Origin of the sequence: Sphingobium wenxiniae (genome assembly GCF_007830065.1) — a bacterium.
Lineage (GTDB): Bacteria > Pseudomonadota > Alphaproteobacteria > Sphingomonadales > Sphingomonadaceae > Sphingobium > Sphingobium wenxiniae.
Map to the genome: position 1 here is coordinate 256,528 of NZ_VLKK01000001.1, position 26,648 is coordinate 283,175.

Consider the following 26,648-nt stretch of genomic DNA (forward strand, 5'->3'; position numbering starts at 1 on the left):
ATGTATCGTTACGACAGCTATGACCAGTCCATCGTCGATGCCCGTGTCGACGAATTTCGCGATCAGGTGCAGCGCCGCCTGGCCGGGCACCTGACCGAGGACCAGTTCAAGCCGCTTCGCCTGATGAACGGCCTCTATCTCCAGCTTCACGCCTATATGCTGCGCGTCGCCATCCCCTATGGCACTTTGTCGAGCAGGCAGATGCGTAAGCTCGGCGAAATCGCGCGCAAATATGATCGCGGCTACGGCCATTTCACCACGCGGACGAACATCCAGTATAACTGGATCAAGCTGGCCGACGCGCCCGACATCCTCGCCGAACTGGCGACGGTGGAGATGCATGCCATCCAGACCAGCGGCAATTGCATCCGCAACATTTCTTCGGATCAATATGCGGGCGTTGCCGCCGACGAGGTGGCGGACCCCCGCCCCTGGGCCGAATTGCTGCGGCAATGGTCGACCTTCCACCCCGAGTTCACTTACCTGCCGCGCAAGTTCAAGATTTGCGTGATCGCATCGGAAGATGACCGCGCGGCGATGCGCCTGCACGACATCGGCCTCAAGCTGGTGAAGCGCGGGGACGCAATCGGCGCGGAGGTCTATGCCGGCGGCGGCATGGGACGCACCCCGATGGTCGGGCCGCAAATCAGGGACTTCGTGCCCGAAGATGAGATCGTATCTTATCTGGAAGCCTGCCTGCGCGTCTACAACCGCTATGGCCGCCGCGACAACAAGTTCAAGGCGCGGATCAAGATCCTGGTCCATGAACTGGGCGTCGAGGAATATAAGCGGCAGGTCGAGGAAGAATTCGCGCATATGAAGACGCTGGGGCTGAACCCGCCCCGCGAGGAACTGGACCGCATCCGCCCCTTCTTCGCGGGCCCGGCCTATGAGCACGGCCTTCCCGACGCAATCGACCGCGGCGACCTGGCCTTCGCGCTGTGGGTCGACCGGCAGGTCGCGGCGCACAGGCAGCCGGGCTACGCCATCGTCAATATCAGCCTCAAGCCCACCGGCGGCATTCCCGGCGACGCTTCGGCCGACCAGATCGACCTGATCGCGGACCTGGCGGAGCAATATTCGCTGGACGAACTGCGCGTGACCCACGCACAGAATCTCGTCCTGCCGCATGTCAGGAAAGCCGACCTCCACGCCATCTGGCGGAAGCTGGACGAGGCGGGACTGGCGGAGGCCAATCTGGACCTGATCACCGACATCATCGCCTGCCCCGGCCTCGATTATTGCAGCCTGGCCAATGCGCGCTCGATTCCGCTGGCGCAGAAGCTGTCGGAGCGTTTCGCGTCGCCGGAACGGCAGAAGGATCTGGGCGAACTCAAGCTCAAGATTTCCGGCTGCATCAACGCCTGCGGCCACCACCATGCGGGCCATATCGGCATTCTGGGCGTGGACCGGAAGGGCGTGGAGAATTTCCAGCTCCTGCTCGGCGGATCGGGCGCGGAGGATGCTTCGCTCGGCCAGATCACCGGCCCCGGCTTTTCCGAGGACGGCGTGGTCGACGCGATCGAGAAGGTCACGGACATCTATCTGGCGCAGCGGGAGCAGGGCGAACGCTTCCTCGACACCTATCGCCGCATCGGCATGAAACCCTTCAAGGAGGCGATCTATGGTTGAGTTCCTGTCCTTCCGCGAAGGCGAAGCCACGCAGGAACCGACCGTGACGGTGGAATCCTTCACCGGCCAGTCCAATTCCACCGCCGTCCGCATCGAAGCGGGCGAGGATGCGCGCGAATTGCTGCCCTATCTGGATCGACTGGCGCTGGTGGAAGTGAACTTCCCCGCATTCGGCGACGGACGCGGCTATTCGGCGGCGCGCATCCTGCGGGAAGCGGGCTATGTCGGCGAATTGCGCGCCGTGGGCGACGTGCTGGTGGACCAGATCGTCGCTATGCGCCGATGCGGGTTCGACAGCTTCCACCCCGACAAGGCGCTGGACGACGACGCCGTCGAACGCGCGCTCAACCGCTATGCCGACGTTTATCAGAAGAGCGTCGACGGCCGCCGCCCGGTGTGGGCGAAGCGCCACCCGGAGACAGTGAATGGCTAAAGCCGTCCGTGAAATCGACCTGATCGACGCCCGCCCCGCCTTCACGCAGGCGGAGGCCGACGCGCTGAACCGGCGGTTCGAGGGCGTGGATACGATGACGATGCTGCGGACCGTCTTTGCCGAAGGGCTGGCGGGCAATGTGGCGGTCGTATCCTCCTTCGGCACGGAAAGCGCGGTGCTGCTGCATCTCGTGGCGCAGGCGGACCCCAATGTGCCGGTGATCTTCGTCGATACGCTCAAGATGTTTGGCGAGACGCTGGACTATCGCGACACGCTGATCCGCGCATTCGGTTTCACCGATAGCCGGGTCGTGGCGCCGAAACCCGACGTGATCGCGGCGAAGGACGAGACGGGCCTGCGCTGGTCCTACGACCCGGACGGCTGCTGCGACATCCGCAAGGTCGAGCCGATGGCCCGCGCCAAGGATGGGCTGGACGCCTGGATATCCGGGCGCAAGGCGTTCCAGTCGGTGACGCGCCAGAACCTGCCTCGCTTCGAGGTCGAGGATGGGCGGCTCAAGCTCAATCCGCTGGGCGACTGGACCAAGGACGATCTGGAAGCCTATTTCGCCGAGCATGACCTGCCTCGCCATCCGCTGGAGGCGCAGGGCTATCTGTCCATCGGCTGCGAACCCTGCACGTCCAAGGTGATGCCGGGCGAAGACCCGCGCGCGGGCCGCTGGCGCGGTTGGGACAAGGTGGAATGCGGCATCCACACGCCGGTTCCCGCCGTGACGCCGGTGATTGATCCCGACGATCCGGCGAACCAGCCGGTATTCTGATCCATTCCGGTTTCGTAATGATATTGCGAAACCTCTCTTTCGGTGTAGCGGCCGGAGAGAGGCTTTCGCTTTGCGGCCAGATGGTTAGAATGGCTCCTCACCACAAGGGAGAGTGCCATGCCGGTTGAACTCAAAATCCTGGCCTGGGGCGCGATATTGCTGCTGGTCCATATCTTCGCGGCGGCGCATCTCAAGACGAAGCAATATGGCCCGCATTGGAACATGGGCGCACGTGATGAGGCATTGCCGCCGCTGCGGCCCATTGCTGGGCGGCTGGTGCGGGCGCAGGCCAATTTTCAGGAGACTTTCCCCATCGCCATCGTGGCGCTGATCGGCGTGGTCATGGCGGACCGGACAAGCGAATGGACCGCGCTGGGCGGCTGGATCTGGCTGGGCGCGCGGGTCGTGTACCTGCCGCTTTACGGCATGGGCGTGCCGTTGGTCCGGACCCTCGCCTTCGCGGTCAGCCTTGTCGGGCTGGCGATGGTGCTGACGCCGCTGATCCGGGCCTGATCTACTCGTAGCTTTCCATATAGCTGCCTTCAGCCAGATCGGAAAAGCGAGTGATCTTCGCGTCGAACTTCATGCGGATGCGGCCAGTGGAGCCGTGGCGCTGCTTCGCGACGATCAGCTCGGCAAGGCCGTAGATGCGCTCCATTTCCTGCGCCCATTCCAGATGCTCCGGACTTTCCTTGTTCCCCGGTTCCTTGGCGGCGACATAATAATCCTCGCGGAACACGAACCAGACCATGTCGGCATCCTGCTCGATCGAGCCGGATTCGCGAAGGTCCGATAGCTGCGGGCGCTTGTCCTCGCGCTGTTCGACGGCACGGCTGAGCTGGGACAGGGCCAGAACCGGGCAGTTAAGTTCCTTTGCCAAGGTCTTCAAGCCACGGGAGATTTCTGAAATTTCCTGCACCCGGTTGTCACTGCCCTTGCCGGTGCCTTGCAGCAACTGGAGATAGTCGACGATGACGAAGCCGATATCGTGGCGGCGCTTCAGGCGGCGGGCGCGGGTCCGGAGCGCCGCGATGGTGAGGCCGGGCGTGTCGTCGATGAAGAGCGGCAGTTCCTGCAACTCGCGCGCGGCGCGGGACAGGTTCTGGAAATCGGCGCGGCTGATCTTGCCCATGCGGAGCGCTTCGCCGCTGATGCCCGACTGTTCGGCAAGGACGCGGGTGGCGAGTTGGTCCGCCGACATTTCGAGGCTGAAGAAGGCCGTCTTCGCGCCCATGTTCTTTTCCGGCGGGATGCCGTCGGCATTGTCACGCAGCCAGCGGGACGCGGCATTATAGGCGATGTTGGTAGCAAGCGAGGTCTTGCCCATGCCCGGACGGCCGGCCAGGATCATAAGGTCCGAATTGTGCAGGCCGCCGATCTTTTCATTGAGGCTGTTGATGCCGGTGGTGATGCCCGACACATGGCCGCCGCTGTTGAGCGCGCGCTCAGCCACCTGCACCGCCATGGTGGTGGCGGCGGCGAAGCTCTTGACCGAGCCGACTTCGCCCTCCCCTTCGGAGACTTTGTAGAGTGAGACTTCGGCCTGCTCTATCTGCTCGCGGGGATTGACGTCCTCGCTAGTGTCCAGTGCATTTTCAACCAGTTCCCGGCCGACATTCACAAGCTGCCTCAGCAAGGCGAGGTCATAGATCTGCTGCGCGAAGTCCCGCGCGCCCAGCAGGGCCGCGCCATTGCCGGTAAGCTGCGCCAGATAACTCGCGCCGCCCAGCTCCCTGAGCGCCGGGTCCTGATCCAGCATGGGTTTCAATGTCACGGGATTGGCGATCATGTCGCGCTCGACCAGCCGCATCACCGCTTCGTAGATGCGGCCATGGAGCGGCTCGAAGAAATGTTCGGGCTTGAGCTTGAGCTGGATATCCTCGGCGATGCGGTTGTCGATCATCAGCGCGCCAAGCAGCGCCGCCTCCGCCTCCACATTGCGCGGCAGTTCAGGGCCGCCCGCATCGGGGGCGGCGTTCAGCTTCACAAGTTCAACCATTTACCCCTCATCGCGCCGGCGCCGCGCCCGCGCAAGATGCCAGTTCGAAACGATCTGTGGATAAGTCCCGCTTGCATTTCACCGCCTATCGCCGCACTGACGGAAAATTACGCCATGGCCGATCCGCGCATCATAGACATAAAGCTCGACGAGCGCACGATCCTGTGGCGCAACGCCGATGTCGAACAGGAACGGCGCATCGCGATTTTCGACCTGCTGGAGGATAATCATTTCGCGCCGCAGCGGGCGCATGAGGACGGCTATGCCGGTCCCTATAAGGTGCTGCTGCGGGTCGAGGAAGGGCGGCTGGCCATCGAAATCCGTCGGGAGGACGATGCGCCGCTGGAGGCCGTTATCCTGGGACTGGGGCGGTTTCGGCGGCCGATCCGCGAATATTTCGCCATCTGCGACAGCTATTATCAGGCGATCAGCAATGCTTCGCCGCAACAGATCGAAACTGTGGACATGGCCCGGCGCGGCATCCACAATCAGGCGGCGGAAATGCTGATGGAGCGGCTGGACGGCAAGATCGCGGTCGATTTCGACACCGCGCGGCGGCTCTTCACGCTGATCTGCGTGCTGCATATCAAGGGGTAAGGACAATCGGGGGGCTGACTTCGCGGCAATGGCTGGCGCGCATCGTCTTTGCGCTGGCCGTGAGCACGGCGCTGGTGACGGCGCTGTGGCTCTTCGCGCGCGGCTGGGCGCCCGATCGCGCGCATTATCCCACGCAGGGCGTTTCGGTGGGCGCGGGCAACGGTATCATCGAATGGGGCACGCTGGCGGCGCAGGGAACGGATTTCGCCTATATCCGCGCCGCGAACGGCTGGGGGCAGCGCGATCCGGCCTTCGGGACCAACTGGGCGGAGGCGCGCAAGGCCGGGGTGCGTTATGGCGCGATGCTGGAATTCAGCCTCTGCCGCCGCGCCTATGAGCAGGCGACGCCCTTCATCACGACCGTGCCGCGCGACAATGCCGCCCTGCCCCCGGTGATCCGATTGGCCTTCGATCCGGGCTGCAAGGTGCGGCCGGGCCGGGACAAGGTGCTTTCGGAACTCAACACGCTGGTCAACCTGATCGAAAGCCATTCGGGCAAATCCGCCGTGCTGAACGTGACGAAGGATTTCGACGCGGATTATGATATCGGGTCGGGGGTCAACCGGACGCTGTGGCTGGACGGCAACTTCTTTCCCCCCGACTATGCGACCCGCCCATGGGTGATGTGGACCGCCAGCAACATGCGCCATATCGATGGGGTGGACGGTCCTGTGCGATGGAATGTGGTTGCGCCATGACGATGAAGGACGCTTCGGTCGCGGCTCTGGTGGAGGCGGCGCGCGGAGCGATGGCTCATGCCCATGCGCCCTATAGCGGCTTTGCGGTGGGCGCGGCGGTGCGGCTGACCGATGGGGAGATCGTCGCCGGGACCAATTTCGAAAATGCGAGCTATGGCCTGTCGCTCTGCGCCGAGACGGTGGCGCTGGCGACCGTCAATTCGCGCGGGCGGCTGGCCGATGTGGAGGCGATTGCGGTTGTCGGGGGCGCGGACGGCGTCACGCCCTGCGGCCGGTGCCGTCAGGTCATGGTGGAGGCGGAGCAGATTGCGGGCCGCCCCATCGCCGTCTATTGCGCTTCCGCAAGCGGTGACGCCGTGACGGAACATCGCGTTTCGGCGCTGCTGCCTTATGCCTTCGGCCCGATGGACCTGGGCGTCACACGCAAGAAGAGAAGCTGAGGATCAATGGCTATCCAATCGGACAAATGGATTCGCGAGCAGGCCCTGAACACAGGCATGATCGAGCCTTTCGTGGAGAGCCAGCGGCGGGACGGGTGCATCAGCTACGGCCTGTCCTCCTACGGCTATGACGCGCGGGTGGCGGACGAGTTCAAGATCTTCACCAATGTCGACAGCGCGGTGGTGGACCCCAAGGATTTCGCCGCGAACAGCTTCGTCGACCGCAAGACCGACTGCTGCATCATCCCGCCCAACAGCTTCGCCCTTGCCCGCACGGTCGAATATTTCCGGGTGCCGCGCGACGTTCTGGTGATCTGCCTTGGCAAATCGACCTATGCGCGGTGCGGGATCATCGTGAACGTCACCCCGCTGGAACCGGGCTGGGAGGGGCATGTGACGCTGGAATTTTCCAACACCACGCCGCTGCCCGCCAGGATCTACGCCAATGAAGGGGCGTGCCAGTTCCTGTTCCTGCAAGGCAATGAGCCGTGCGAAGTCAGCTATGCGGACCGCGCGGGGAAATATATGGGCCAGCAAGGCGTGACATTGCCGCGTCTCTAAAGCCGTGCGACAATCGGCCGCATGATCGCACCGCCCGCATGGCTGCGCCGTAAAGCGCCGATGACAGCGCCGCCCTCGCCCAGCGTCGGCGATGGGCAGCGGGTCTATGCCATCGGCGATATTCATGGGCGGGACGACCTGTTGGGCGACCTGCTGGCCTTGATCGCGCGTGACAGCGAGGCGCGGGGAGCGATGCCGGCGCACCTGATCCTGCTGGGCGATCTGGTCGACCGTGGCCCCGGATCGGCGCAGGTGATCGAACGCGCCATGGAGTTGGCGCGGACCGATCCTCTCGTCCGTTTCGTCAAGGGCAATCATGAGGAAGCCTTTCTGCTGGCGGCGCGCGGTCATGTCCGCGCGACCCATTTTTTCCGGCAATATGGCGGCACGGAAACGGCGGCGAGCTACGGGCTGGACCCGCGGGATTGCCGCGCGATGGACGATGAGGCGCTTGCGGACTGGATGCTGGGCAATGTGCCCCGCGCGCATGTCGATTTCGTGGAGGGGTTCGAGGACAGCGTGGAGATGGGCGATTATTTCTTTGTCCACGCAGGCGTGAAGCCGGGCGTCGCGCTCCATGCCCAGTCGCCCGATGACCTGCGTTGGATCAGGGCCGAGTTTCTCGATCATCCGCACGGGCATGAAAAGATGATCGTCCATGGCCATAGCATCAGCGAGAATGTAGACGCGCAGCCCAACCGCATCGGCATAGATACCGGCGCCTATCGGTCCGGGCGGCTGACGGCGATCGGGCTGGAAGGAACGGCGCGCTGGTTTATTCAGACGGGGGTGGCGAGCGGGGTTTAAGGGAGATGGAAACGTCCACAAACCACCCCAATCCGCCACACCACAAACGGAAAAGGCCAGCGCTCCGTGAGGACCGCCGGCCTTTCCACCCCCCTTTATCTCAGGACATTCAGGCGACCTTGGCCTGAACCTGCGTCTCTTCCTCGGCGTCGCGCAGCACATAGCCGCGGCCCCACACCGTCTCGATATAATTTTCGCCGCCGCAGGCCAGCGCCAGTTTCTTGCGCAGCTTGCAGATGAAGACGTCGATGATCTTGAGTTCAGGCTCGTCCATGCCGCCATACAGGTGGTTCAGGAACATTTCCTTGGTCAGCGTGGTGCCCTTGCGAAGCGAAAGCAGCTCCAGCATCGCATATTCCTTGCCGGTCAGGTGGACGCGGTTGCCGTCCACTTCCACGGTCTTGGCGTCCAGGTTGACGGCCAGCTTGCCGGTGCGGATGACCGATTGCGAATGGCCCTTGGAGCGGCGGACGACGGCGTGGATGCGCGCGATCAGTTCTTCGCGATGGAAGGGCTTGGTCACATAATCGTCGGCGCCGAAACCGAAGGAGCGGACCTTGCTGTCCATCTCCGCCACGCCCGACAGGATCAGCACCGGAGTCTGCACCCGCGCCGCGCGCAGCTTCTTGAGCACGTCATAGCCGTGCATGTCCGGCAGGTTCAGGTCCAGGCAGATGATATCGTAATCATAGAGCTTGCCAAGATCGAGGCCCTCTTCACCCAGGTCCGTCGTATAGACGTTGAACCCTTCGGTCGTGAGCATAAGCTCGATCGCCTTGGCCGTGGTCGGTTCATCTTCAATAAGCAGGACGCGCATGTGAAGCCCCTTTTGGTAACAGATCCGTTCACCCCACCAGAACGGTATCTGCTGTAATTCATTAACCAAAAAACTTCTGAAGGACAAAGGTTAATTTTTCGCTAACCCGCAGGATTCCACGAGTCGCGGCAAAATGAATCTGTTTACAAAGGGTTGAGGGGCGTAACGGCCGGTCTTGATTCACGCTGGATTCAGAGGCGAAACGACCGCTCAGCAGCCATGGTGCCGCGCCAGGAAATCGAGCAACGCATCGACCCGCGCAGGCCGCAGGCGCGACGGCGGCGTGACCAGATGGATGCCGAACGCAGGGGGCCGCCAGTCGGCCAATATCTCTTCCAGTTCGCCCGCCGCCAGCGCCTCGCCGACGATGAAATCGGGGAGACGCGCGATGCCCACGCCCATGCGGAGCGCGGGCAGCATCGCCTCCCCGCTGTTCACCAGGATGCGGGCGCGGACCTGCACCGCGACGCTCTGCTGGCCGGGGCCGCTGAAGCGCCACACATCCGGCGGCGACATATTGGCGTAGCAGAGGCAATCGTGATCGCCCAGGTCGGAGGGGTGGCCGGGCGCCCCCCGCTGGGCAAGATAGCCGGGCGAAGCGACGACATGCATGGTCACATCCGCCAGCCGCCGCGCGCGCAGGGAGCTGTCGGGCATGTCGGCAATGCGGATGGTGGCGTCCAACCCCATGTCGACGATGTCGATCCGGGCATCGGACAGGTGCAGGTCCACATTGACCAACGGATGCTGCTTCGCGAATTCCGCGATCATCGGGGCGATGCGCAGCAGGCCGAAAGTCATCGGCGCGCCCAGCCGCACCGTGCCGGACAGTTCCGCCGTTTCGTCCCGCGCGGCTTCCTCCGCCGCCTGCCCCTCCGCAAGGATGCGGGCGGCGTGATCGGCAAGGCGCTTGCCGCTTTCCGTCAGCGCAAGGCGGCGGCTGGTGCGATTGAAGAGGCTCGTGTCGAGATGCTGCTCAAGCCGCGTGACCGCCTTGGACACCGTGGCTTTCGAAACGCTGAGCGCCCTGGCCGCTTCGGTGAAGCTGCGATGCTCCACCACGGCGGCGAACATGGCCCAGGCTTCGAAATCGGGGAGACGCATAAGGGAAACAATCCGTTTCAATGCTGCTTATTCAAGAAACGATCCTGATCGCTAGATTGTCGGAAAGCAAGCCGGAACCTCCGGCAAGACAGTTGAAAGGCAAGCATATGAGCACGAACACCGCGAGCCGTATCGAGCGCCGCCCCTTCGCGTCGCTTGGGGCTGCCGACCATGGCTGGCTGAACGCGCGGCATCATTTTTCCTTCGCGGACTATCATGATCCCGACCGTATGAGCTGGGGCAAGATTCGCGTGTGGAACGACGATGAAATCGCCGCGCGGTCCGGTTTTCCGCCGCATCCTCATGCCGACATGGAGATCATCACCTATGTCCGTCAGGGCGCGATCACCCATCAGGACAGCCTGGGCAACAAGGGCCGCACGCAGGCGGGCGACGTCCAGGTGATGAGCGCGGGCACCGGCATCCGCCACGCCGAATATAATCTGGAGGACGAAACCACGACGCTCTTCCAGATCTGGGTCATTCCGCGGGCGCGGGGCGGTTCCCCCAGTTGGGGGACGAAGCCTTTCCCCACGGGCGACCGTTCGGGCAAGCTGGCGGTACTGGCCAGCGGGTATGAGGATGACGCCGAAGCACTCCGCATCCGGGCCGACGCCCGCTTGCTGGGTGGAACGGTGAAGGCCGGAGACAGCGTGACCTATGAAAGCGCACCCGGACGGCACCTCTATCTCGTCCCTGCCACCGGCCGGGTCGAGATCGACGGCGAACTCTTCGAGGCGCGGGACGGCGCCGCGATCATCGGTGGCCAGCCGATCACCATCAAGGCGATCGAGGACAGCGAAATCGTCCTGGTCGACAGCGAATAGGCCCGCCCTCCCACGGGCCGAAAGGCCGCCCGCGTTCCTCTCCCCTCCCCTGACGCGGGCGGTCACTTCATTCTTCCCCTCAAAGGAGCACTCACATGGCAAAGGTTCTGGTTCTCTATTATTCCTCCTATGGCCACATCGAAACCATGGCGAAGGCCGTCGCGGAAGGCGCGGCGAGCGCGGGCGCGCAGGTCGATATAAAGCGCGTGCCCGAAACCGTGCCGCTGGACGTCGCGCAGAAAGCCGGTTTCAAGCTTGATCAGGACGCGCCCGTCGCGATCGTTGCGGACCTGGCGGACTATGATGCGATCATCGTGGGCACCGGCACGCGCTTTGGCCGTATGTCGGGCCAGATGGCGGCTTTCCTGGACCAGGCGGGCGGCCTGTGGGCGAAAGGCGCGCTCAACGGCAAGGTCGGCGGCGCCTTCACCTCCAGCGCCACGCAGCATGGCGGGCAGGAAACCACGCTCTTTTCGATCATCACCAACCTGCTGCATTTCGGCATGGTGATCGTGGGGCTGGACTATGGCTTTACGGAGCAGATGGGCGTCGACAAGGTGCGCGGCGGCGCGCCTTATGGCGCAACGACCATCGCGGACGGCGACGGCAGCCGCCAACCGGGCGAGGAAGAGCTGGCCGGCGCACGCTATCAGGGCCGCAGGGTCGCGGAAACGGCGATCAAGCTGCACGGCTGAGGCCGTGCGGAAAGGGTCCGGCGCTTCGGGGCGTCGGACCTTCCCTCCCTTAGAGGAATATCCTGCGCGCCGGTGGGCATCGGCGGATGACCTGCCACAGAAGGAAGGGCACGAACAAGGCGATGAGGGCGAGCCACATCTTGCCCAGATATGGCGTCAGATAATGGATGAATGCCACATGCAGATACATGATGACGAGCGAGGCCCTTCCAAGAGCGGCGAGCGGCGCGCCGACAGGGGCGGACAACTGGGAAAAGCGGAACAGCAGAAGCGATGTCGCGATTGCCGAAGCGAGGGACAGGAGCGGCCATCCATAATCCGCCGCCTTCATGTTGAGCGCGGGGAAAAGGTGCGCAAGCCCGCATAGCGAAAGCGGGACGAGAGGAAGCCAAATCCAGTTGCCCCATTTGATGCGCCGCCACACGGCGCCGGCCCAGAGCAGGACGACGGCCATAGGCACGGTCAAAAGGCCAAGCGGCGAATCCCTCGTCACCCCGCCGATGCAATAGGCCAGGACGAGGCAGGCCATGGCCGCATGGAACCATCTCCGGCCGAGAGGATCGCCCCAGCGCACCAGAAGACAATTGAACAGAATGCGGGACATCGTGAGACAGGGGACGAACCAGAATATCGTAAAGGGGCCGCGCAGCCATGTTCCGCCGAGCAGGATCGGCAGAATGTCCTGAGGCCAATTATGAAATATCGGCACCTTTCCCCGCGCGGTTTCGATGATCTGGTCGGCCAGGACGAGCACGGCCAGGAAAGCCGCATAGGGACGCATCTGCCCGCTCAGTTGCCGCAAGGTGAATTGCAGCGGCGGCTGGGGTCTGGAGAGATAGCCCGAGAGGATGAAGAAGAGCGGCATGTGAAAACTGTAGACCGCTTCCCGCAACGCGCCGGTGGTCCAGACATGACCGGCCACGACAGCGATGATGCCGACACCGCGGGCGACATCGACCCATTCCAGCCTGTCCCGATCCTGCAACGCCCATTAATCCCTGTTCTGCATCGGCTTCCCGCCCTATAGGATGACAGCCGCACGTCAATCGCACCTTCTGTTCCGGATCATCCCCTTGTCCCTGCTCAACGACAAAGTCCTCTTCATCGACGGCGAAGCCATCATCCTGGACAAGCCCGCCGGAATGCCGGTCGATGCGCCCCGCGACGGGTCGCTGAGCCTGGAGAATTATCTGTCCTCGCTGACCTTCGGCTTTCAGCGCTGGCCGCTGCCGGTGCACCGGCTGGACCGCGACACCAGCGGCTGCCTGCTGCTCGCCCGCAATCCCAAGGCGCACAAGCGCTTCGCCGCCGCGTTCGAGGCAGGGACGGTGGTGAAGCGCTATCTCGCGGTGGTGGAGGGAGTGCCCGCGCAGGACGACGGCATCATCGACCTGCCGCTCAAGAAGATCAGCAGCGCGGAAAAGGGATGGCGCATGATCGCCGATGCGGCGGGCAAGAGCGCCGTCACGCAATGGCGCAAGATCGCGCAAAAGGATGGCCGCGCGCTGATCCTTTTCGCGCCGCGCACCGGGCGCACGCACCAGATCCGCGTCCACGCGCTTGCCGGGCTTGGCATGGGAATCGTGGGCGATCAGGTCTATGGCGAAGCAGGCGTTCCCATGCTGCTGCACAGCCGTTTCCTGAGCGTGCCCCGCGACGGCAAACCGGCGGCGGAAGCCACGGCTCCCCTGCCCGCGGCCTTCGAAGCGGCCGGCTTCGGGGCGGACTGCCTGGGCGAGGATGTATAGCGGGAAATATTTTCTCGTTGCTTATTGAAACCGGCTTGCCGCTGCCTACATGCCGTGCGTCCGCTGCTTGGCGGACATCGGATGACCCGGCAGTCTTCCCCTCCCCCTCGCTGCCGGGTCATTTTCCTCCTCCCGCGCCGCCCGGCTTTGCGATACATCGCCGCCATGCCGGCCATCCCCATCACCCGATCCATCGCCATAGACAGCGACGAGATATCCGAAAGCTTCATCCGATCGACGGGTGCTGGGGGACAGCATGTGAACACCACCGACAGCGCGGTGCAGTTGCGCTTCGATGTCGCGCACAGCCCTTCGCTGCCCGATGCCGTCAAACGCCGCCTGGCTATCCTCGCCGGGCGGCGGATAACCGCTGAGGGCGTGCTGATCCTCCGGTCGGAGGGGTCGCGTTCCCAGCTCATGAACCGGCAGGAAGTGATGGCGCGGCTTGTCGGCCTGATCCGCGAAGCCGCCATCGTCCCCAAGAACCGCAAGGCGACCAAGCCGACCAGGGCGTCCAAGACCCGCCGGATGGACAGCAAGGCAAAGCGCGGCACGGTGAAGAGCCTGCGCCGCAAGCCCATCGACTGATCCTCTGGCCATAGGGGAAAGCCGCGCCTATATCCCCGCCATGTTCGATTTCGCGCCCGCCGCCGCCGACAAGCCCACGCTTTACGCCGATCTGCTGTCAGCCGCCGACGCGGTGACGAACGGGGAGCCGGACGCCATCGCCAATATGGCGAATGTCGCCGCGCTGATCTGGCAATTCCTCCCGGACCTCAATTGGGCGGGCTTTTACCGGATGATGGAGAGCGAGCTGGTGCTCGGCCCCTTTCAGGGCAAGCCCGCCTGCATCCGCATCCCGCTGGGGCAGGGCGTGTGCGGCGCGGCAGCGCAAACGCGCCAGACGCAACGGGTGGAGGATGTCCACGCCTTCCCCGGCCACATCGCCTGCGACGCCGCCAGCGCATCGGAAATCGTGGTGCCCGTGATGCATGAAGGCGAATTGATCGGCGTGCTTGACCTCGACAGTCCGCTTGCCGCCCGGTTCGACGCCGCCGATGCGGAAGGGCTGGAAGCCCTGGTGGACCGGATCGCATCCCGGATCGCTTGATCGCGGTGCCCCGTTTCGGGACAGGCGCATGCCTCCTCGAACCTTGGAATCGCGTGGATCGCCATGCTAAACCGCGCATTAGCAATTGGCGGGCGGCATGTCCTGCCTGACGAACAGGGAGTTGGACGATGCGGACCAGAAGCATCCTTATCCTCGGCGCGGTCATGCTGGGCGGAACGAGCCTTCCCGCCATGGCTTCCGGCAACGGCGCGACGCCTGCGAGCGCCGCGCTGCCGGTCATGGGCAAGGGCTATTCCGGCCCTCGCGGCGGCTGGACCAATGGCGGCCATCGCTGGGGACCGCGCCACAATGGACGCTGGTATGCAGGCTGGCGGGCGCCGGGCGGCTGGGGCGCCTATCGTCGTCCGGTCTACGGCTATGTCCTGCCGCGCTACTGGATCAATCCGGCCTATTATATCGTGAATTATGGCGCTTATGGCTTGCCTGCGCCGGCCTATGGCTATGGCTGGTCCCGCTATTATGACGATGCGGTGATGACGGATCGCTATGGCCGCGTCTACGACCGCCGCAGCGATATCGACTGGGACCGCCATGAAGGCGGCTATGCGGACGAGCGCCGGGACAATGGCGTAGGCGGCGCGGTCGCGGGCGCGGTGGTCGGCGGCGTCGCGGGCAACCTGATCGGGGGCAAGGGCAATCGCACGGCGGGCACGCTGATCGGCGCGGGCGTAGGCGCGGCGGCAGGCTATGCCGTCGACAAGGCGGAGGATCGGGGCCGCGATGCGCCTCCCCCGCCGCGCGCCGGTGCGGACTATGACTCCGGCGCGCCGGACGATGCCGTCACCTATGACAATGCCTATCAGGGCCGCTGGGTCGGCACCTGGCGCGACAAGGACGGCAAGGCCTATAGCGGCGAATATGAAGGGCGCTTCGAAGGCACGGCCGAAGGCGCCCCAGGCGTCGACTATGCGCCGCCGCCCTATCACGGCCCGGCACACTGGTCGGACGGAGGCGTCACGACCTACGGCGGAGGCTATATCTCCGGCGGCTATTATTACCCCGCGCCCACGGTGACGACGGTCGTGGTCCATCCCGCGACGACGACCACGACAACCACCAGCTATGTGACCGAAAAGGTCCGTTATCGCAAAACGGCCGCGCGGTCGAAGATCGTCCGGTCCTGCCGCTGCAAGTAACCGGCTTCCGCTCGGGAAATGTCCGCCTTTAAAAAAGGGGATGGGGTGGCTTGCCGACTCGCGTTGAATGGGGGTTTTGGGTGGTTGGCGGACGTGCGGAGCCCTCTTTCCTCCGTGAACGCCCGCCTTACCGCCCCGCCCCATCGGCGCGGTCGCCATCCCCGATCACCGTGCGCGAATAATCGATGCGGATGCGTACCCAGCTTCCCACCATCACCTTGCCGTTGACGCGGGGCGGCAGCACCAGGAATTGCCATGCCGCCTGCCGCACCGCCCGCGCAAAGCCGGACCCCAGCGGCGATTCCCCCAGCGCCTGACAATTTTCGACGCGATAATGATCGATCGTCCTGCAAGCGACCTCGCCCCACCCGTTGCCCGGCGCACTGGCGGGCAGATAGGGCGAAAGCTCCGCGTCGCGCGGCTTGCGATACCATTCGGCGGCGAAAAGCTGCACGCCGCCCGGCCCTTCGCCCGGCCCGGCGACCTGCGCGCTGTCGCCCTGCGCCGCGCCCTGGCCCTGCCCTTTCTTCGGCATCCTCCCGATGTCGGCCGCTGCCATCTGGCTGCTGTCCAGCACCAGAAAGGGCAGCGGCAGGGGCGGCTTTTCCGGCGGCTTTTCCACCGGGCGCGGCGGCCGGATCGCGGCGTCCGCCTGCTTTTGCGGCGCGTTTTCCTTCGACGCCTCGTCGCTTTTCCGCGCCTGCGCTTTCTCCTCCGCCGCCTTGGGTCCGGGCGCCAGTTCAAAGGTCACGGGATTGCGCGGATCGACCGGCGGCGGCTGCATCTTCGGCGCCAGCGTCAGCAGCGCCAGCAGCAGCAGCGCGTTCAGCCCCAGCGCAAAGGCCAGCCCGCCGGCGCGTTCCTTGAAATCAGGCCGGCCCTTGACGCCGGACCGGGAAGAGGAAGAAAAAATCACACGAAAATCGCCTGCTCAGGCCGTATCGGCGCTCTGGCACAGACGATATGGGGCGGTCAACGCCGTCCCGTCAGCACACATCCTCTTCGCGCACGACCGGGCGGCTTTCGCGCGTGGCGCGCATCCGGCTCGCCTTGTCGTCGGGATCGGATGTCAGCACCACATAATCGTCATGCACTTCCAGCAGCACGCCGGCAAAGGGCATCCCTTCCAGACTGCCCGTCACGCGATAGCTGACCTCGTCCCCCACCTTGAAGGTCGCCGGGTCCGTGTTGAACGCGAAGGGGCACGCGCCCTCTCCCATGCCTTGCATCGTTCGTCTCCTTGGAATCCATAGCTAGGCGATCGTCCCCGAACTGCCAAGGCCACCCCCGCCCCAGGCCGGGAAAATTTTCAGCGATGCGACGCGTTCCGGGCGCCAGACCGGCGCGGGCCGCGCGTGCCCAACCTCTCCTCCCGCCGTCTCTGACCGGGGAGAACGGTCGTTTCCTGTTCCCTTCGATCCGCCTCATGAGATGGTCGTGCCGGCAAAACCACTGGCGACCCGCCGCAATCTCGGCTAGGCCCGCCCGCGATGCTTACCCGGCTCTATCAATGGACGCTCGCCAAGGCGGCCCACGCCCATGCCGAACGCTGGCTCTTCGCAATCTCCTTCATGGAGTCCAGCTTCTTCCCGATCCCGCCGCACCCGCTGCTCGGCCTCATGTGCCTCGCCCGCCCGGAACGCGCGATCCGCTTCGGCCTCATCTGCACGCTCGCCTCGGTGCTGGGCGGCCTCTTGGGCTATGCCATCGGCCACTTCGTCTATGAAACGGTCGGCCATCAGATTCTCGCCGCGCTCGGCCTGACCGCCCGGTTCCCGGTCGCGGCCTGCTACCTGCGCGAATATGGCGCGGAGATCATCCTGATAAAGGGCGCGACGCCCATCCCCTTCAAGCTCCTCACGATCACGGCGGGCTTCATCGGACTACCGCTCCTCACCTTCCTCTGGGCGAGCATCCTCAGCCGCGCCTTCCAGTTCATGCTGGTGGGCTTCCTCTTCTGGAAGTTCGGCCGCCCGATCAAGGCGTTCATCGAGAAATATCTGGCCCTGCTCTCCGGCCTGTTCCTGGTCCTCGTCGTGGGCGGTTTCATCGCCGCGTCCATGCTGACGGGCGGCGGGGAAAAGAACGACAAGTGCAACAATGCCACGATGGAGACGGTCCGCTGACCCCTTCCATGCAGGCCGTCCTCGACCGCCGCCCGAAGCTCGCCGCCCTGATCGCCGGCTTCCTGTCGGCGACGGGCTTCGAACCGCTGAAGCTCTGGCCCGTCACGCTCGCCTGCCTTGCCCTTCTGATCCTGCTGGTCGAGCGCGCGCCCGACCGCCGCGCCGTGTTGGCGCGCGGCTGGCTGTTCGGGGTCGGCCATTTCACGCTGGGCCTCAATTGGATCGCCCACGCCTTCACCTTTCAGGACGCGATGCCGCACTGGTTCGGCTATGGCGCGGTGGTTCTGCTCTCGCTCTATCTGGCGGTCTATCCCGCCCTCGCGGCCTTGGGCGCATGGTGGCTGACCCGGCGCTTCGCATCCGGCAGGACGCTCCCCTTCCTCCTCTTCCTTGCCGCCTGCTGGATCGCGAGCGAATATCTGCGCGCGGCGGTCTTCACCGGCTTTGCCTGGAACCCGCTGGGGGTGATCTGGCTGCCGACCGGCATCGCCATCGCCTCCACCCTCATCGGCACCTATGGCCTGGGCGCGCTCGCCCTATTGGCGTCGGGGGTGCTGTTCCTCGCGGCCCGCCGCGATTTCAAGCCCGCCGCCGCCATGGCCGCGCCGCTCCTCGCCCTCGCGCTTTGGGGTTTGCTCGCCCAAGCCCCGGCCACGCCCGCAGGCGCGCCGCGCATCCGCGTCGTCCAGCCCAATATAGGGCAGGACGAGAAATATTCCGCCGCGCTGGAAGAGGCGCATTTCCGCACCCTGGCCGCGCTCTCCGGCACGCCGCGTCCCGCCCCGCGCCTCATCTTCTGGCCCGAAGCCGCGATCCCCGCCTATCTCGACATGGAACCCGCATGGCGCGCGCGCCTTGCCGCTTTGCTGGGTCCCGGCGACCTGCTGCTGACCGGCGCGAACAAGGTCTATTACAAGCAGGCCGACAAGGGCGGCTACAGCGAAACGGTGCTTGCCGGGGCGAACAACAGCGTCTGGATCGTCACCCCCGATGCCCGCCTGCCCGCCCGCTATGACAAGGCGCACCTCGTTCCCTTCGGCGAATATCTGCCGATGCGCTCGATCCTCCAGCCGCTGGGCCTGTCGCGCCTCGTGCCGGGAGACGCCGATTTCTGGCCCGGTCCCGGCCCGCAAAGCCTGACGCTGCCCGCCGCGCCCGGCCGTCCGGAAATGCAGATGGGCGTCCAGATCTGTTACGAGATCATCTTTTCCGGCCAGGTGGTCGACGCAGCCAACCGCCCCGCCTTCCTCTTCAACCCGTCCAACGACGCCTGGTTCGGAAGCTGGGGTCCGGTCCAGCACCTCGCCCAGGCCCGCCTTCGCGCGATGGAGGAGGGGCTGCCCATCGTCCGCGCCACCCCCACGGGCGTTTCCGCCATTATCGACGCGCGCGGCCATGTGCTGCGCGCGCTTGGCCCGCACCATGCCGGGTTCCTCGACGGCGCCTTGCCCCCGGCGCTCTCCCCCACGCTTTTTGCGCGCCTCGGCAACTGGGCGGCGTTCCTCCTCCTTTTGCTCCTCGCCGGACTTGCCATTGCCACGCGCGGATCGAGCCGCTAATAGCCACATAAACTTTTCTTTATGTCGCTCATGCGATCAGCGTGATAACGGGAGTCCCATGCGTAGCAATTATCTCTTCACCTCGGAATCCGTGTCCGAAGGCCATCCCGACAAGGTCGCGGACCAGATTTCCGACGCCATCGTCGACCTCTTCCTCTCCAAGGACCCCGAAGCCCGCATCGCCTGCGAAACGCTGACGACGACGCAGCTTGTGGTGCTGGCGGGCGAAATCCGCTGCAAGGGCGTTTACGAGGACGACCGGTGGGCGCCCGGCGCGCAGGAGGAAATCGAAAAGACCGTCCGCGAAACCGTGAAGCGCATCGGTTATGAACAGGACGGCTTCCACTGGGAAAAGCTGCGCTTCGAGAATAATCTCCACGCCCAGTCCGCGCACATCGCGCAGGGCGTCGATGCGTCCGGCAACAAGGATGAAGGCGCGGGCGATCAGGGCATCATGTTCGGCTTCGCCTGCGACGAAACGCCCGACCTCATGCCCGCGACGCTCGACTACAGCCACAAGATCCTGGCGAAGATGGCCGCCGACCGCCACTCCGGCGCGGCGCCCTTCCTGGAGCCCGACGCCAAGAGCCAGGTGACGCTCCGCTTCGAAAACGGCAAGCCCGCCGCCGCGACCGCCATCGTCGTCTCGACCCAGCACGCGCCGGGTTATGATACGGCTGAAAAGGAAGCGGAACTGAAGGACTATGTGAAGGGCGTGATCGCGGAAATCCTGCCCGCGCATCTGCTTTCCGACGAAACCGTCTATCACATCAATCCGACCGGCAGCTTCGAGATCGGCGGGCCGGACGGCGACGCGGGCCTCACCGGCCGCAAGATCATCGTCGACACCTATGGCGGCGCTTCACCCCACGGCGGCGGCGCGTTCAGCGGCAAGGACCCGACCAAGGTTGATCGTTCGGCGGCATACATCACCCGCTATCTTGCGAAGAACATCGTCGCGGCGGGCCTCGCCAGGCGCTGCACCATCCAGCTCGCCTACGCCATCGGCGTGTCGGAGCCGCTCTCGCTCTATGTCGACACGCACGGCACCGGCACGGTGGACGACGCGCGGATCGAGGCGGCGATCAAATCGATCGGGGAATTGGGCGGCCTGACCCCGCGCGGCATCCGCACGCATCTGGGCCTCAACAAACCGATCTATCGCCCCACCGCCGCTTACGGCCATTTCGGCCGCAAGCCCGAAGGCGATTTCTTCCCCTGGGAACGCACCGATCTGGTGGAAAAGCTCAAGGCCGCCATCGCCTGACGCCGGATGGGGGACGGCGGCGGCTTCTGGCGGCTTCCGTCCCACTCAATCTCTCTGGCAGGGGACAAAGAATGTCCGCTCTTGGCTTGCCCCCGCTCGCGCCTGCCGCTATCCGCCCCGCCATGACCGCGCACAAATCCGGCGATCCCACAACCCTCAACCGCCTCTACGGGCGCCAGTCCGGCCACAAGTTGCGCGCGGGCCAGCAGGAGCTGGTCGACAGTCTGCTCCCGGCCATCTCCGTTCCGGAAGAAGGCGAAATCACCGCCCAAAGCCTGTTCGGCTATGACCGCCCGCTGCATTTCGAGATCGGCTTCGGCGCAGGCGAACACATGGCCTATCGCGCCGACATGCTGCCCGATCATGGCTTCATCGGCTGCGAGCCTTTCCTGAACGGTGTCGTGGGCGCGCTCGGCCATATCCGCGACAAGGGACTGCCGAACGTCCGCCTCCACATGGGCGATGCGCTGTCAGTGCTGAGGCGCGTGCCCGACGGCGCGTTGAGTTTCGCCTATCTGCTCCATCCCGACCCCTGGCCCAAGGCCCGCCATGCCAAGCGGCGCATGATGAACAAGGGGCCGATCGACCTGATTGCGCGCAAACTGCGTCCGGGGGGCGAATTTCGCTTCGGCACCGATCATCCCGTTTATCTACGCTGGGCACTGATGGTGATGAACGGCCATCCGGCCTTCGAATGGCTGGCCAAGGAACCGAAGGATTTCCTCACCCGCCCCGGCGGCTGGCCCGAAACCCGCTATGAAGCGAAGGCCCGGCGTCAGGGTCATGAAGTCTGGTACTTCCGCTACCGCCGAATTGAGGACAACGGGCACGGATCGGGAACCTGACCGTTACGGGACACCTACCCGACCCGACAATAGACATTCGGCTTCCAACGGCAACGTACCGGTTTCGATGTCGAACCACCCCCTTCATTCGGCCCGGTTCAAGGAAGATGGCCCCACTTTAACCTTATCTTGAACAGGCGTGGCTAGCCTTCGCCATGCGCGATCAAGGCAGCCCATTCGCCGGCCTGCTGTTGTCGTCGCGCAGAAATGCGTTGCCACTCTGGAAGATACGAGAATGCACGATTTCAACGACGCCAACGCGCAGGACCGGCATTTCGGAACCCGGATAAGGCAGGCGATCTTCTGGCGGTCGGGAAGCCAGATCGCCAGCCAAGTCGTTTCCTGGGCAAGCACGCTCATAGTCGTGCGCCTGCTCGAACCCGCTGATTATGGGCTATTCGCCATGACAGCGGTTTTCATGAACTTCCTGAGCTTCATGAACGGCTATGGACTGGTGAGCGCCCTCGTGCAGTCGCCCACGCTGGATAATCGGCGGCTTCGGCAGGCTTTCGGGCTAATGCTGGTGCTCAATGTCGGCCTTGCCTTTGCCCAGTTCATCCTGGCGGGCTTCGCCGCCGATTATTACGGACAGCCCATGGTGGCGAAACTGTTGCGGGTTCAGGCGCTCATCTATCTGGCTACGCCCTTCATCTCGCTGCCCGAAGTCCTGATCGGCCGAAGTCTCGATTTCAAGCGCCCGGCCCTCGTCAATATTCTGACGGCGATGGTTACGGCGATTGTCGCCCTGACAGGTGCCTTGTTGGGCTGGGGAATATGGACGCTCGTATTCGCACCCCTGGTCGGTTTCTGGGTAAAGGGGGTCGGCAACATGATCGCGACCCGCTTTTTCGTGATGCCCTCGTTCGATTTCCGGGGAACCGGAAGCATGATCGCCTTTGGCGCGTCGCTGCTCGGGTCCCAACTGCTCATCATGGTGCAGAGCCAATCGGACATATTGATCGGGGGAAGGATGCTATCCCCCCATGAACTCGGCCTTTATGCCGAAGCCCTGTTCCTGACGCAAATCTTCGTGTCGCGGTTCATCCCGCCGCTCAACGATGTCGCCTTTCCCGCCTATGCGCGGATGCAAACGGACAAGGCGCTGCTCGCGCGTTCCTTCTGCAAGGCCGTCAGGCTCATCCTGCTCATTGCCTGTCCGCTCTATCTGGGCATGGCTGTCGTGGCGCCGCCGCTGGTCGAGACGCTGTTTGGACGGAAATGGCTGGAAATGGCGCCGCTGGTGTCGATCCTCGCCGCCTCCATGCCTCTTTATGCCTTGCAGGTGCTGTTCAGCCCTGCCCTTAATGCCATCGGCCTGCCGCGCCTGACGATGCGGACCGCCGCCGTCGGCGCGCTGTTGATGCCGCTGGCCTTTCTCATCGGGGCGCGTTTCGGGATCATGGGGTTGGCCTTCGCATGGGCGGGAGGCATAGCGTTGCTGACCGTGGCGACGATCCGGATAGCCGCGCCGGTGATGGGACTACGCATCACGGACCTGCTGCGGGCAATCTCGCCGTCTCTGTGCGCCTCTATTCCGATGGCTTCCCTGGTGTTCGCGTTATCGCTGGCATTGCCGGCCATGCCTGCCTTTGCACGGCTTGGCGTGCTCGTCACGGCAGGGATTATCGCCTATGGCTTCGCCTTGGTCATTGGCTCGCGTTCATTGCTCATGGAACTGCTGGCCATGGTGCGCGGCCGTCCAGTGGAGGCGCCAATCGGAAGCTGATCCCTTATGCCGCCAATGCCACGCCGCGTCCCGCTGCATTCAGGGTCCGTATCACGGCGAGGGAACGGCGCTGATATTCCCATGCGTGCCATCTGTGGGTGCCGATGAAATGCAGGAAGCGTATGTCCCGGGAAGGGGAACTCCCCCAATAATTCTCGTATAGCGAGGGAGGCAGGACCAAGGCATTTTCACTGTTCGCAATGACGAAGTTGGAAGTGATCTGCTCAGTGCCCCATTCCTTCCATCGCTCGGCGCCAAGAATGGCGCTCGCCGATTGCGAAAAAGCGGCGGCGAGATGACGGTTGCTGCCCCGTGCAAACCCCGCGAAGCCCGAACAGCCACGAACATAACGGGGCCGGTCCAGACCCGTAATGGCAAGTCGGGTCAGGATGGACTCTGTCGCACCTTGAATATGTCCTTCGAAATCCTCCTTGGACGGTTGACCGCCGGGGAAAGAATATTTCGTAAACTCAATCACTTCCATGACAGTCCGAACCTGCGTTTCCGCACCCAGCAGAGTGAAGCATCTATTGGCGTTGATCGCTTCCTCCACATGGGGAACAGGGCCGACAGTCACAGTATCGGAATCGAGTTGGATCACATAATCATCGGCTGCGATATCCAATATCGTCAGCAGCCGTTCCCAGGTTCCCCCCTGCGGGCAAGAACCCACATCCACGTCTTTCAAAGAGAGGATGTGCGGATCGTCCAGATGCCGGCGCAGGAGCGAGCGATCCAGCTCGGTCAACGTGCCGTCATCCATGATGACCATGCGGCCCCGTTTCAAATGATGGTGCAGCGATTTGGCTGCAATCAGATAGGAGGTCATCACCGATGTGCCGATCATTGAAAAGATGATCACCCCATCATTGCGCGCGCGAATCGGCGGCGTGCTGAAAATGGCCTCGCAGCGATAGCTATATATCCTGCGCTTGATACGCCAGCGAACCTGCGACCACACACCAAATCTCCCATATGATGATCCGGAGCCATGATTGATATCGGCCCCCCATGCAGCAATTATCTGCATGGAAATACATTCAAATCATGATCTTTTGGTTTATCGGATCAGTTGAATTGACGACTGCCGCGGCTGTTCCGCGATGGCTGCCTCGTTATAATGATGGTTGATGCGCTGGCGATCAGGCCAATGCCCTCCTGCGGCCGCTACAGACATGCGCGGGGGCACCGCTGAAAACCCACGCCCTCAATTCTCTCTTTTGTTCGAGAATGGCGCACCCGACAGGATTCGAACCTGTGGCCCTCAGATTAGGAATCTGATGCTCTATCCTGCTGAGCTACGGGTGCCCGCTTGCGGCTCTATTATGCGCGGGACGCGCGGTCAATTCTTCCCTTCGGGAGGAAGGACGGGGAATGGCAGGGCGGTGACGTCCACGCCTTCCGAAATCAGGGCGCGGGCCTCTTCGGGCGCCACTTCGCCGTGGATGCTCGCGCGGTCCTGTTCGCCATAGTACATCGCGCGTGCCTGCTCGGCAAAGTCGCGGCCGACCCAGGTCGACCCTTCCAACGCCTTGTTCTGCGCTTCCGCCAGCGCCCGCATGAGCGCGCGCGCCCGGCTTTCCTCGGGATTGCCCATCGCGACGGCCGTTTCCTGCGATGCGGCGGGCCTCGCCGGGCGACTATTGCCCTTGGATGCGACCGCCGGGGCCATCAGCGCCTTGACGATATTCGCGTCCCCGCACATCGGACAGGAAAGCAGGCCCCGCGCCTTCTGATCCTCATAATCCGCGCTGGAGCCGAACCAGCCTTCGAACATATGGCCTTGGCCTTCGCATTTGAGGTCGAACACGATCACGCGATTACAACGTCCCTGGATATTGCACGACGATTGGCGATGGCGGGCACGCGCGCCCGCACATCCTCTACGCACGTCATGTCGATCTCGGCAAGAGCAAGGCCCGCCTCCCCGCCCATGTCGAGCAGGACGTCGCCCCACGGGTCCACGACCAGACTGTGCCCATAGGTTTCGCGTTCGTCGGCATGGCGGCCCGTCTGGGCGGGCGCGATGACGAAGCAGCCCGCCTCGATCGCACGGGCGCGCAGCAATATGTGCCAGTGCGCCTGTCCGGTCGGCACCGTGAAGGCGGCGGGCACCAGCAGGACGGTCGCGCCGGCATTGCTCAGCACACGATAGAGATCGGGAAAGCGCATGTCGTAGCAGATGGAAAGACCCATGCGCGCCCAGGGCGTATCCACGGCCACGGCCTGCTCGCCCGGTCCATAGACGGAGGATTCCCGCCAACTTTCTCCGGTCGCCAGATCGACGTCGAACAGGTGGATCTTGTCGTAGCGCGCGCGGATTTCGCCGCGGTCGTCGATCACGAAACTGCGGTTGGCCCAGCGCCCGTCCGCCCGCTCGTCCTTGAAGGCGAGCGAGCCGATATGCACCCACAGCCCATGCTTCGCCGCCGCCTCGCGAATGGCGGCCAGCACCGGGTCGCCCGCTTCGGCCCGCAATGTTTCCGCCGCGCGCCGCCGGTCGCGATCCAGATAGCCCGCCATTTCCGGCGTGAAGAGCATGTCCGCGCCCTCTGCCCTGGCGCGCGCGGCCATGTCCGCGATCGCGGCGGCGTTGGCGGCGGGATCGATGCCGCTGGTCATCTGGAAAAGGGCTGCGCGCATGACGGTCACAGGCCCAGAAGCGGGTCGAGCTTGCCCTGCCGGTTGAGCGCGGCGATGTCGTCGCTGCCGCCGATATGCCTGCCGTCGATGAAGATTTGCGGCACGGTCGCGCCGCCGTTGGAGCGCTCCAGCATTTCCTGCCGCTTCGGACCGCCCATGGTAATGTCATATTCCTCGAACGGCACGCCCTTGCCTTCCAGCAGGGCCTTGGCCCGCGCGCAATAGCCGCAGAACGCCTTGGTATAGATTTCGACCTTCGCCATATTCTCGATACTCCTCAATCGCACGAGATGGGGAATGCAGGATGCCTTTGTCAATCGAGCGGTTCCGCGTCCGGCAGCACCCGCGCCCAGCAGAGCAGATGCACCTGCGCTGCGCCGCCGCGCTTCAACGCCCGCGCACAGGCCGCCGCCGTCGCTCCGCTAGTATGCACATCGTCGATCAGCAGGACCGTTCGTCCCGCAAGATCATGGCCCGGCGCCAGCGCAAAGGCGCCGCGCACAGCCTTTGCGCGATGGCGGGAATCCATGCCGCGCAACGGCTGGGTCCGGCGGGGACGCAGCAGCGCATGTTTTTCGACGGACAGCCCCGTCGCCCTGCCCAGATGATCTGCGATCAGGGCCGCCTGATTGAAACCGCGCCACCACAGCCGCCAGCGGTGCAGCGGAACCGGCACGATCAGCGGCCGATCCTCGATCCGGACATGCCGTGCCATATGGCCCGCGATCAGCCGGGCAAGGCCGATGCGGCGGCCATATTTGAGCCGCAACGCGACCGCGCGCGCCACATCGCCATAGGCCAGCACCGCCCGCGCACTGTCGAAGGGCGGCGGCTGGGACAAGCAGGCGGCGCATTCCCCGCCCTTCCCGATCTCATGCTCGAACGGCAGGCCGCATCGCGCGCAGCACGGATCGCCCAGGAAATGCATCCCGCTCCAGCAGGCGAGGCAGAAGGAGCGGTCCCGCTCCACGACGACGCCGCAGCCGGGACAACGGGGCGGCAACGCATAATCCAGCGCCGAAACGGCCATGATCTTGATAAGCAGGAGGAACGACATGATCCTCCTTGTTCCCGC

At 64.3% G+C, this 26,648-nt stretch carries 31 protein-coding genes and 1 tRNA gene; 20 read left to right on the top strand and 12 right to left on the bottom strand.

Annotation, left to right across the window (positions count from 1 at the left end; genetic code table 11):
• From IQ35_RS01155 to IQ35_RS01170, 4 genes are all read left to right on the top strand, one after another.
• On the top strand, positions 1-1,632 hold the full coding sequence (locus tag IQ35_RS01155; RefSeq protein WP_145071687.1) for a nitrite/sulfite reductase: 1,632 nt from the start codon (positions 1-3) through the stop codon (positions 1,630-1,632).
• The gene (locus IQ35_RS01160; RefSeq protein ID WP_021246419.1) at positions 1,625-2,065 is read left to right on the top strand and encodes a DUF934 domain-containing protein; all 441 of its coding nucleotides are present in this window, start codon (positions 1,625-1,627) and stop codon (positions 2,063-2,065) included. The genes IQ35_RS01155 and IQ35_RS01160 overlap by 8 nt, the downstream gene beginning before the upstream one ends.
• Positions 2,058-2,846: a phosphoadenylyl-sulfate reductase gene (locus IQ35_RS01165; RefSeq protein ID WP_021246418.1), complete on the top strand. Its 789-nt coding sequence runs from the start codon at positions 2,058-2,060 to the stop codon at positions 2,844-2,846. The genes IQ35_RS01160 and IQ35_RS01165 overlap by 8 nt, the downstream gene beginning before the upstream one ends.
• Positions 2,847-2,963: 117 nt before the next feature.
• Positions 2,964-3,359 (top strand): MAPEG family protein, encoded by a 396-nt coding sequence (locus IQ35_RS01170; RefSeq protein ID WP_021246417.1) that lies wholly within the window; start codon positions 2,964-2,966, stop codon positions 3,357-3,359.
• 1 nt (position 3,360) lies between these two features.
• On the opposite strand, the gene IQ35_RS01175 is transcribed toward IQ35_RS01170, so the two are convergent.
• Positions 3,361-4,845, bottom strand: a complete 1,485-nt coding sequence (locus IQ35_RS01175) for a replicative DNA helicase (protein WP_021246416.1) — start codon at positions 4,843-4,845, stop codon at positions 3,361-3,363.
• A gap of 114 nt (positions 4,846-4,959) precedes the next feature.
• Between IQ35_RS01175 and IQ35_RS01180 the strand changes: the two genes are divergently transcribed.
• Genes IQ35_RS01180 through IQ35_RS01200 form a run of 5 tightly spaced genes read left to right on the top strand, consistent with a single transcriptional unit; the run spans position 4,960 to position 7,948 of the window.
• On the top strand, positions 4,960-5,442 hold the full coding sequence (locus tag IQ35_RS01180; RefSeq protein ID WP_021246415.1) for a UPF0262 family protein: 483 nt from the start codon (positions 4,960-4,962) through the stop codon (positions 5,440-5,442).
• Positions 5,443-5,501: 59 nt separating this feature from the next.
• Positions 5,502-6,140 carry a GH25 family lysozyme gene (locus IQ35_RS01185; protein WP_021246414.1) on the top strand — a complete coding sequence of 213 codons (639 nt, stop codon included), beginning with the start codon at positions 5,502-5,504 and terminating at the stop codon, positions 6,138-6,140.
• Entirely contained in the window at positions 6,137-6,580 is a 444-nt protein-coding gene (locus tag IQ35_RS01190; protein ID WP_021246413.1) for a cytidine deaminase, read from the top strand. Before IQ35_RS01185 ends, IQ35_RS01190 begins: the two co-directional genes overlap by 4 nt.
• Positions 6,581-6,586: 6 nt before the next feature.
• A complete protein-coding gene (gene dcd, locus IQ35_RS01195; protein ID WP_021246412.1) occupies positions 6,587-7,141 on the top strand; it encodes a dCTP deaminase in 555 nt (184 codons plus the stop codon).
• Between the two features lie 60 nt (positions 7,142-7,201).
• Positions 7,202-7,948, top strand: coding sequence for a metallophosphoesterase (locus tag IQ35_RS01200; RefSeq protein WP_376699469.1), 747 nt, complete (start codon positions 7,202-7,204; stop codon positions 7,946-7,948).
• 109 nt (positions 7,949-8,057) lie between these two features.
• Here IQ35_RS01200 and ctrA read toward each other — a convergent pair whose 3' ends face one another.
• On the bottom strand, positions 8,058-8,765 hold the full coding sequence (gene ctrA / locus IQ35_RS01205; RefSeq protein ID WP_021246410.1) for a response regulator transcription factor CtrA: 708 nt from the start codon (positions 8,763-8,765) through the stop codon (positions 8,058-8,060).
• A 210-nt stretch (positions 8,766-8,975) separates the two neighbouring features.
• Positions 8,976-9,869, bottom strand: coding sequence for a LysR family transcriptional regulator (locus IQ35_RS01210; RefSeq protein ID WP_021246409.1), 894 nt, complete (start codon positions 9,867-9,869; stop codon positions 8,976-8,978).
• A 107-nt stretch (positions 9,870-9,976) separates the two neighbouring features.
• On the opposite strand from IQ35_RS01210, the gene IQ35_RS01215 reads away from it, so the two are divergent.
• On the top strand, positions 9,977-10,696 hold the full coding sequence (locus IQ35_RS01215; RefSeq protein ID WP_145071693.1) for a pirin family protein: 720 nt from the start codon (positions 9,977-9,979) through the stop codon (positions 10,694-10,696).
• Between the two features lie 95 nt (positions 10,697-10,791).
• On the top strand, positions 10,792-11,391 hold the full coding sequence (wrbA, locus tag IQ35_RS01220) for an NAD(P)H:quinone oxidoreductase (protein ID WP_145071695.1): 600 nt from the start codon (positions 10,792-10,794) through the stop codon (positions 11,389-11,391).
• A gap of 49 nt (positions 11,392-11,440) precedes the next feature.
• Here wrbA and IQ35_RS01225 read toward each other — a convergent pair whose 3' ends face one another.
• Positions 11,441-12,376, bottom strand: coding sequence for an acyltransferase family protein (locus IQ35_RS01225; RefSeq protein ID WP_021246406.1), 936 nt, complete (start codon positions 12,374-12,376; stop codon positions 11,441-11,443).
• 88 nt (positions 12,377-12,464) lie between these two features.
• Here IQ35_RS01225 and IQ35_RS01230 point away from each other — a divergent pair, with 88 nt between their 5' ends.
• The 4 genes from IQ35_RS01230 (at position 12,465) to IQ35_RS01245 (ending at position 15,407) form a co-directional block, all read left to right on the top strand.
• Positions 12,465-13,139 (top strand): RluA family pseudouridine synthase, encoded by a 675-nt coding sequence (locus IQ35_RS01230; protein WP_145071867.1) that lies wholly within the window; start codon positions 12,465-12,467, stop codon positions 13,137-13,139.
• Positions 13,140-13,304: 165 nt separating this feature from the next.
• Complete coding sequence (arfB, locus tag IQ35_RS01235; protein WP_031291940.1) at positions 13,305-13,727, top strand: alternative ribosome rescue aminoacyl-tRNA hydrolase ArfB; 423 nt, start codon at positions 13,305-13,307, stop codon at positions 13,725-13,727.
• Between the two features lie 40 nt (positions 13,728-13,767).
• Positions 13,768-14,250, top strand: coding sequence for a GAF domain-containing protein (locus tag IQ35_RS01240; protein WP_145071697.1), 483 nt, complete (start codon positions 13,768-13,770; stop codon positions 14,248-14,250).
• Between the two features lie 128 nt (positions 14,251-14,378).
• Positions 14,379-15,407 carry an RcnB family protein gene (locus IQ35_RS01245; RefSeq protein WP_145071699.1) on the top strand — a complete coding sequence of 343 codons (1,029 nt, stop codon included), beginning with the start codon at positions 14,379-14,381 and terminating at the stop codon, positions 15,405-15,407.
• A gap of 127 nt (positions 15,408-15,534) precedes the next feature.
• On the opposite strand, the gene IQ35_RS01250 is transcribed toward IQ35_RS01245, so the two are convergent.
• A complete protein-coding gene (locus IQ35_RS01250) occupies positions 15,535-16,254 on the bottom strand; it encodes a hypothetical protein (RefSeq protein ID WP_040603205.1) in 720 nt (239 codons plus the stop codon).
• A 139-nt stretch (positions 16,255-16,393) separates the two neighbouring features.
• Positions 16,394-16,636 carry a hypothetical protein gene (locus IQ35_RS01255; protein WP_021246400.1) on the bottom strand — a complete coding sequence of 81 codons (243 nt, stop codon included), beginning with the start codon at positions 16,634-16,636 and terminating at the stop codon, positions 16,394-16,396.
• Positions 16,637-16,897: 261 nt separating this feature from the next.
• Here IQ35_RS01255 and IQ35_RS01260 point away from each other — a divergent pair, with 261 nt between their 5' ends.
• The 5 genes from IQ35_RS01260 to IQ35_RS01280 all read left to right on the top strand — a co-directional run bounded on the left by IQ35_RS01260 (position 16,898) and on the right by IQ35_RS01280 (position 22,930).
• Complete coding sequence (locus IQ35_RS01260) at positions 16,898-17,533, top strand: YqaA family protein (protein ID WP_021246399.1); 636 nt, start codon at positions 16,898-16,900, stop codon at positions 17,531-17,533.
• A gap of 8 nt (positions 17,534-17,541) precedes the next feature.
• Positions 17,542-19,092: an apolipoprotein N-acyltransferase gene (gene lnt, locus IQ35_RS01265; protein WP_145071701.1), complete on the top strand. Its 1,551-nt coding sequence runs from the start codon at positions 17,542-17,544 to the stop codon at positions 19,090-19,092.
• Positions 19,093-19,150: 58 nt separating this feature from the next.
• On the top strand, positions 19,151-20,359 hold the full coding sequence (metK, locus tag IQ35_RS01270) for a methionine adenosyltransferase (RefSeq protein ID WP_021246397.1): 1,209 nt from the start codon (positions 19,151-19,153) through the stop codon (positions 20,357-20,359).
• Between the two features lie 122 nt (positions 20,360-20,481).
• Positions 20,482-21,204: a tRNA (guanine(46)-N(7))-methyltransferase TrmB gene (gene trmB, locus IQ35_RS01275; RefSeq protein WP_031291938.1), complete on the top strand. Its 723-nt coding sequence runs from the start codon at positions 20,482-20,484 to the stop codon at positions 21,202-21,204.
• A gap of 235 nt (positions 21,205-21,439) precedes the next feature.
• On the top strand, positions 21,440-22,930 hold the full coding sequence (locus IQ35_RS01280; protein ID WP_021246395.1) for a lipopolysaccharide biosynthesis protein: 1,491 nt from the start codon (positions 21,440-21,442) through the stop codon (positions 22,928-22,930).
• Positions 22,931-22,934: 4 nt separating this feature from the next.
• On the opposite strand, the gene IQ35_RS01285 is transcribed toward IQ35_RS01280, so the two are convergent.
• The 6 genes from IQ35_RS01285 to IQ35_RS01310 form a co-directional block, all read right to left on the bottom strand.
• A complete protein-coding gene (locus tag IQ35_RS01285) occupies positions 22,935-23,960 on the bottom strand; it encodes a hypothetical protein (protein WP_021246394.1) in 1,026 nt (341 codons plus the stop codon).
• A gap of 201 nt (positions 23,961-24,161) precedes the next feature.
• A tRNA-Arg gene (locus tag IQ35_RS01290) sits at positions 24,162-24,238 on the bottom strand.
• A 34-nt stretch (positions 24,239-24,272) separates the two neighbouring features.
• Positions 24,273-24,746, bottom strand: a complete 474-nt coding sequence (locus IQ35_RS01295) for a DUF1178 family protein (RefSeq protein WP_021246393.1) — start codon at positions 24,744-24,746, stop codon at positions 24,273-24,275.
• Complete coding sequence (locus IQ35_RS01300; RefSeq protein WP_021246392.1) at positions 24,743-25,573, bottom strand: carbon-nitrogen hydrolase family protein; 831 nt, start codon at positions 25,571-25,573, stop codon at positions 24,743-24,745. The genes IQ35_RS01295 and IQ35_RS01300 overlap by 4 nt, the downstream gene beginning before the upstream one ends.
• Before the next feature lie 5 nt (positions 25,574-25,578).
• Positions 25,579-25,836 (bottom strand): glutaredoxin 3, encoded by a 258-nt coding sequence (grxC, locus tag IQ35_RS01305; protein WP_021246391.1) that lies wholly within the window; start codon positions 25,834-25,836, stop codon positions 25,579-25,581.
• A gap of 50 nt (positions 25,837-25,886) precedes the next feature.
• On the bottom strand, positions 25,887-26,630 hold the full coding sequence (locus tag IQ35_RS01310; protein ID WP_221441971.1) for a ComF family protein: 744 nt from the start codon (positions 26,628-26,630) through the stop codon (positions 25,887-25,889).
• Positions 26,631-26,648 lie beyond the last annotated feature (18 nt).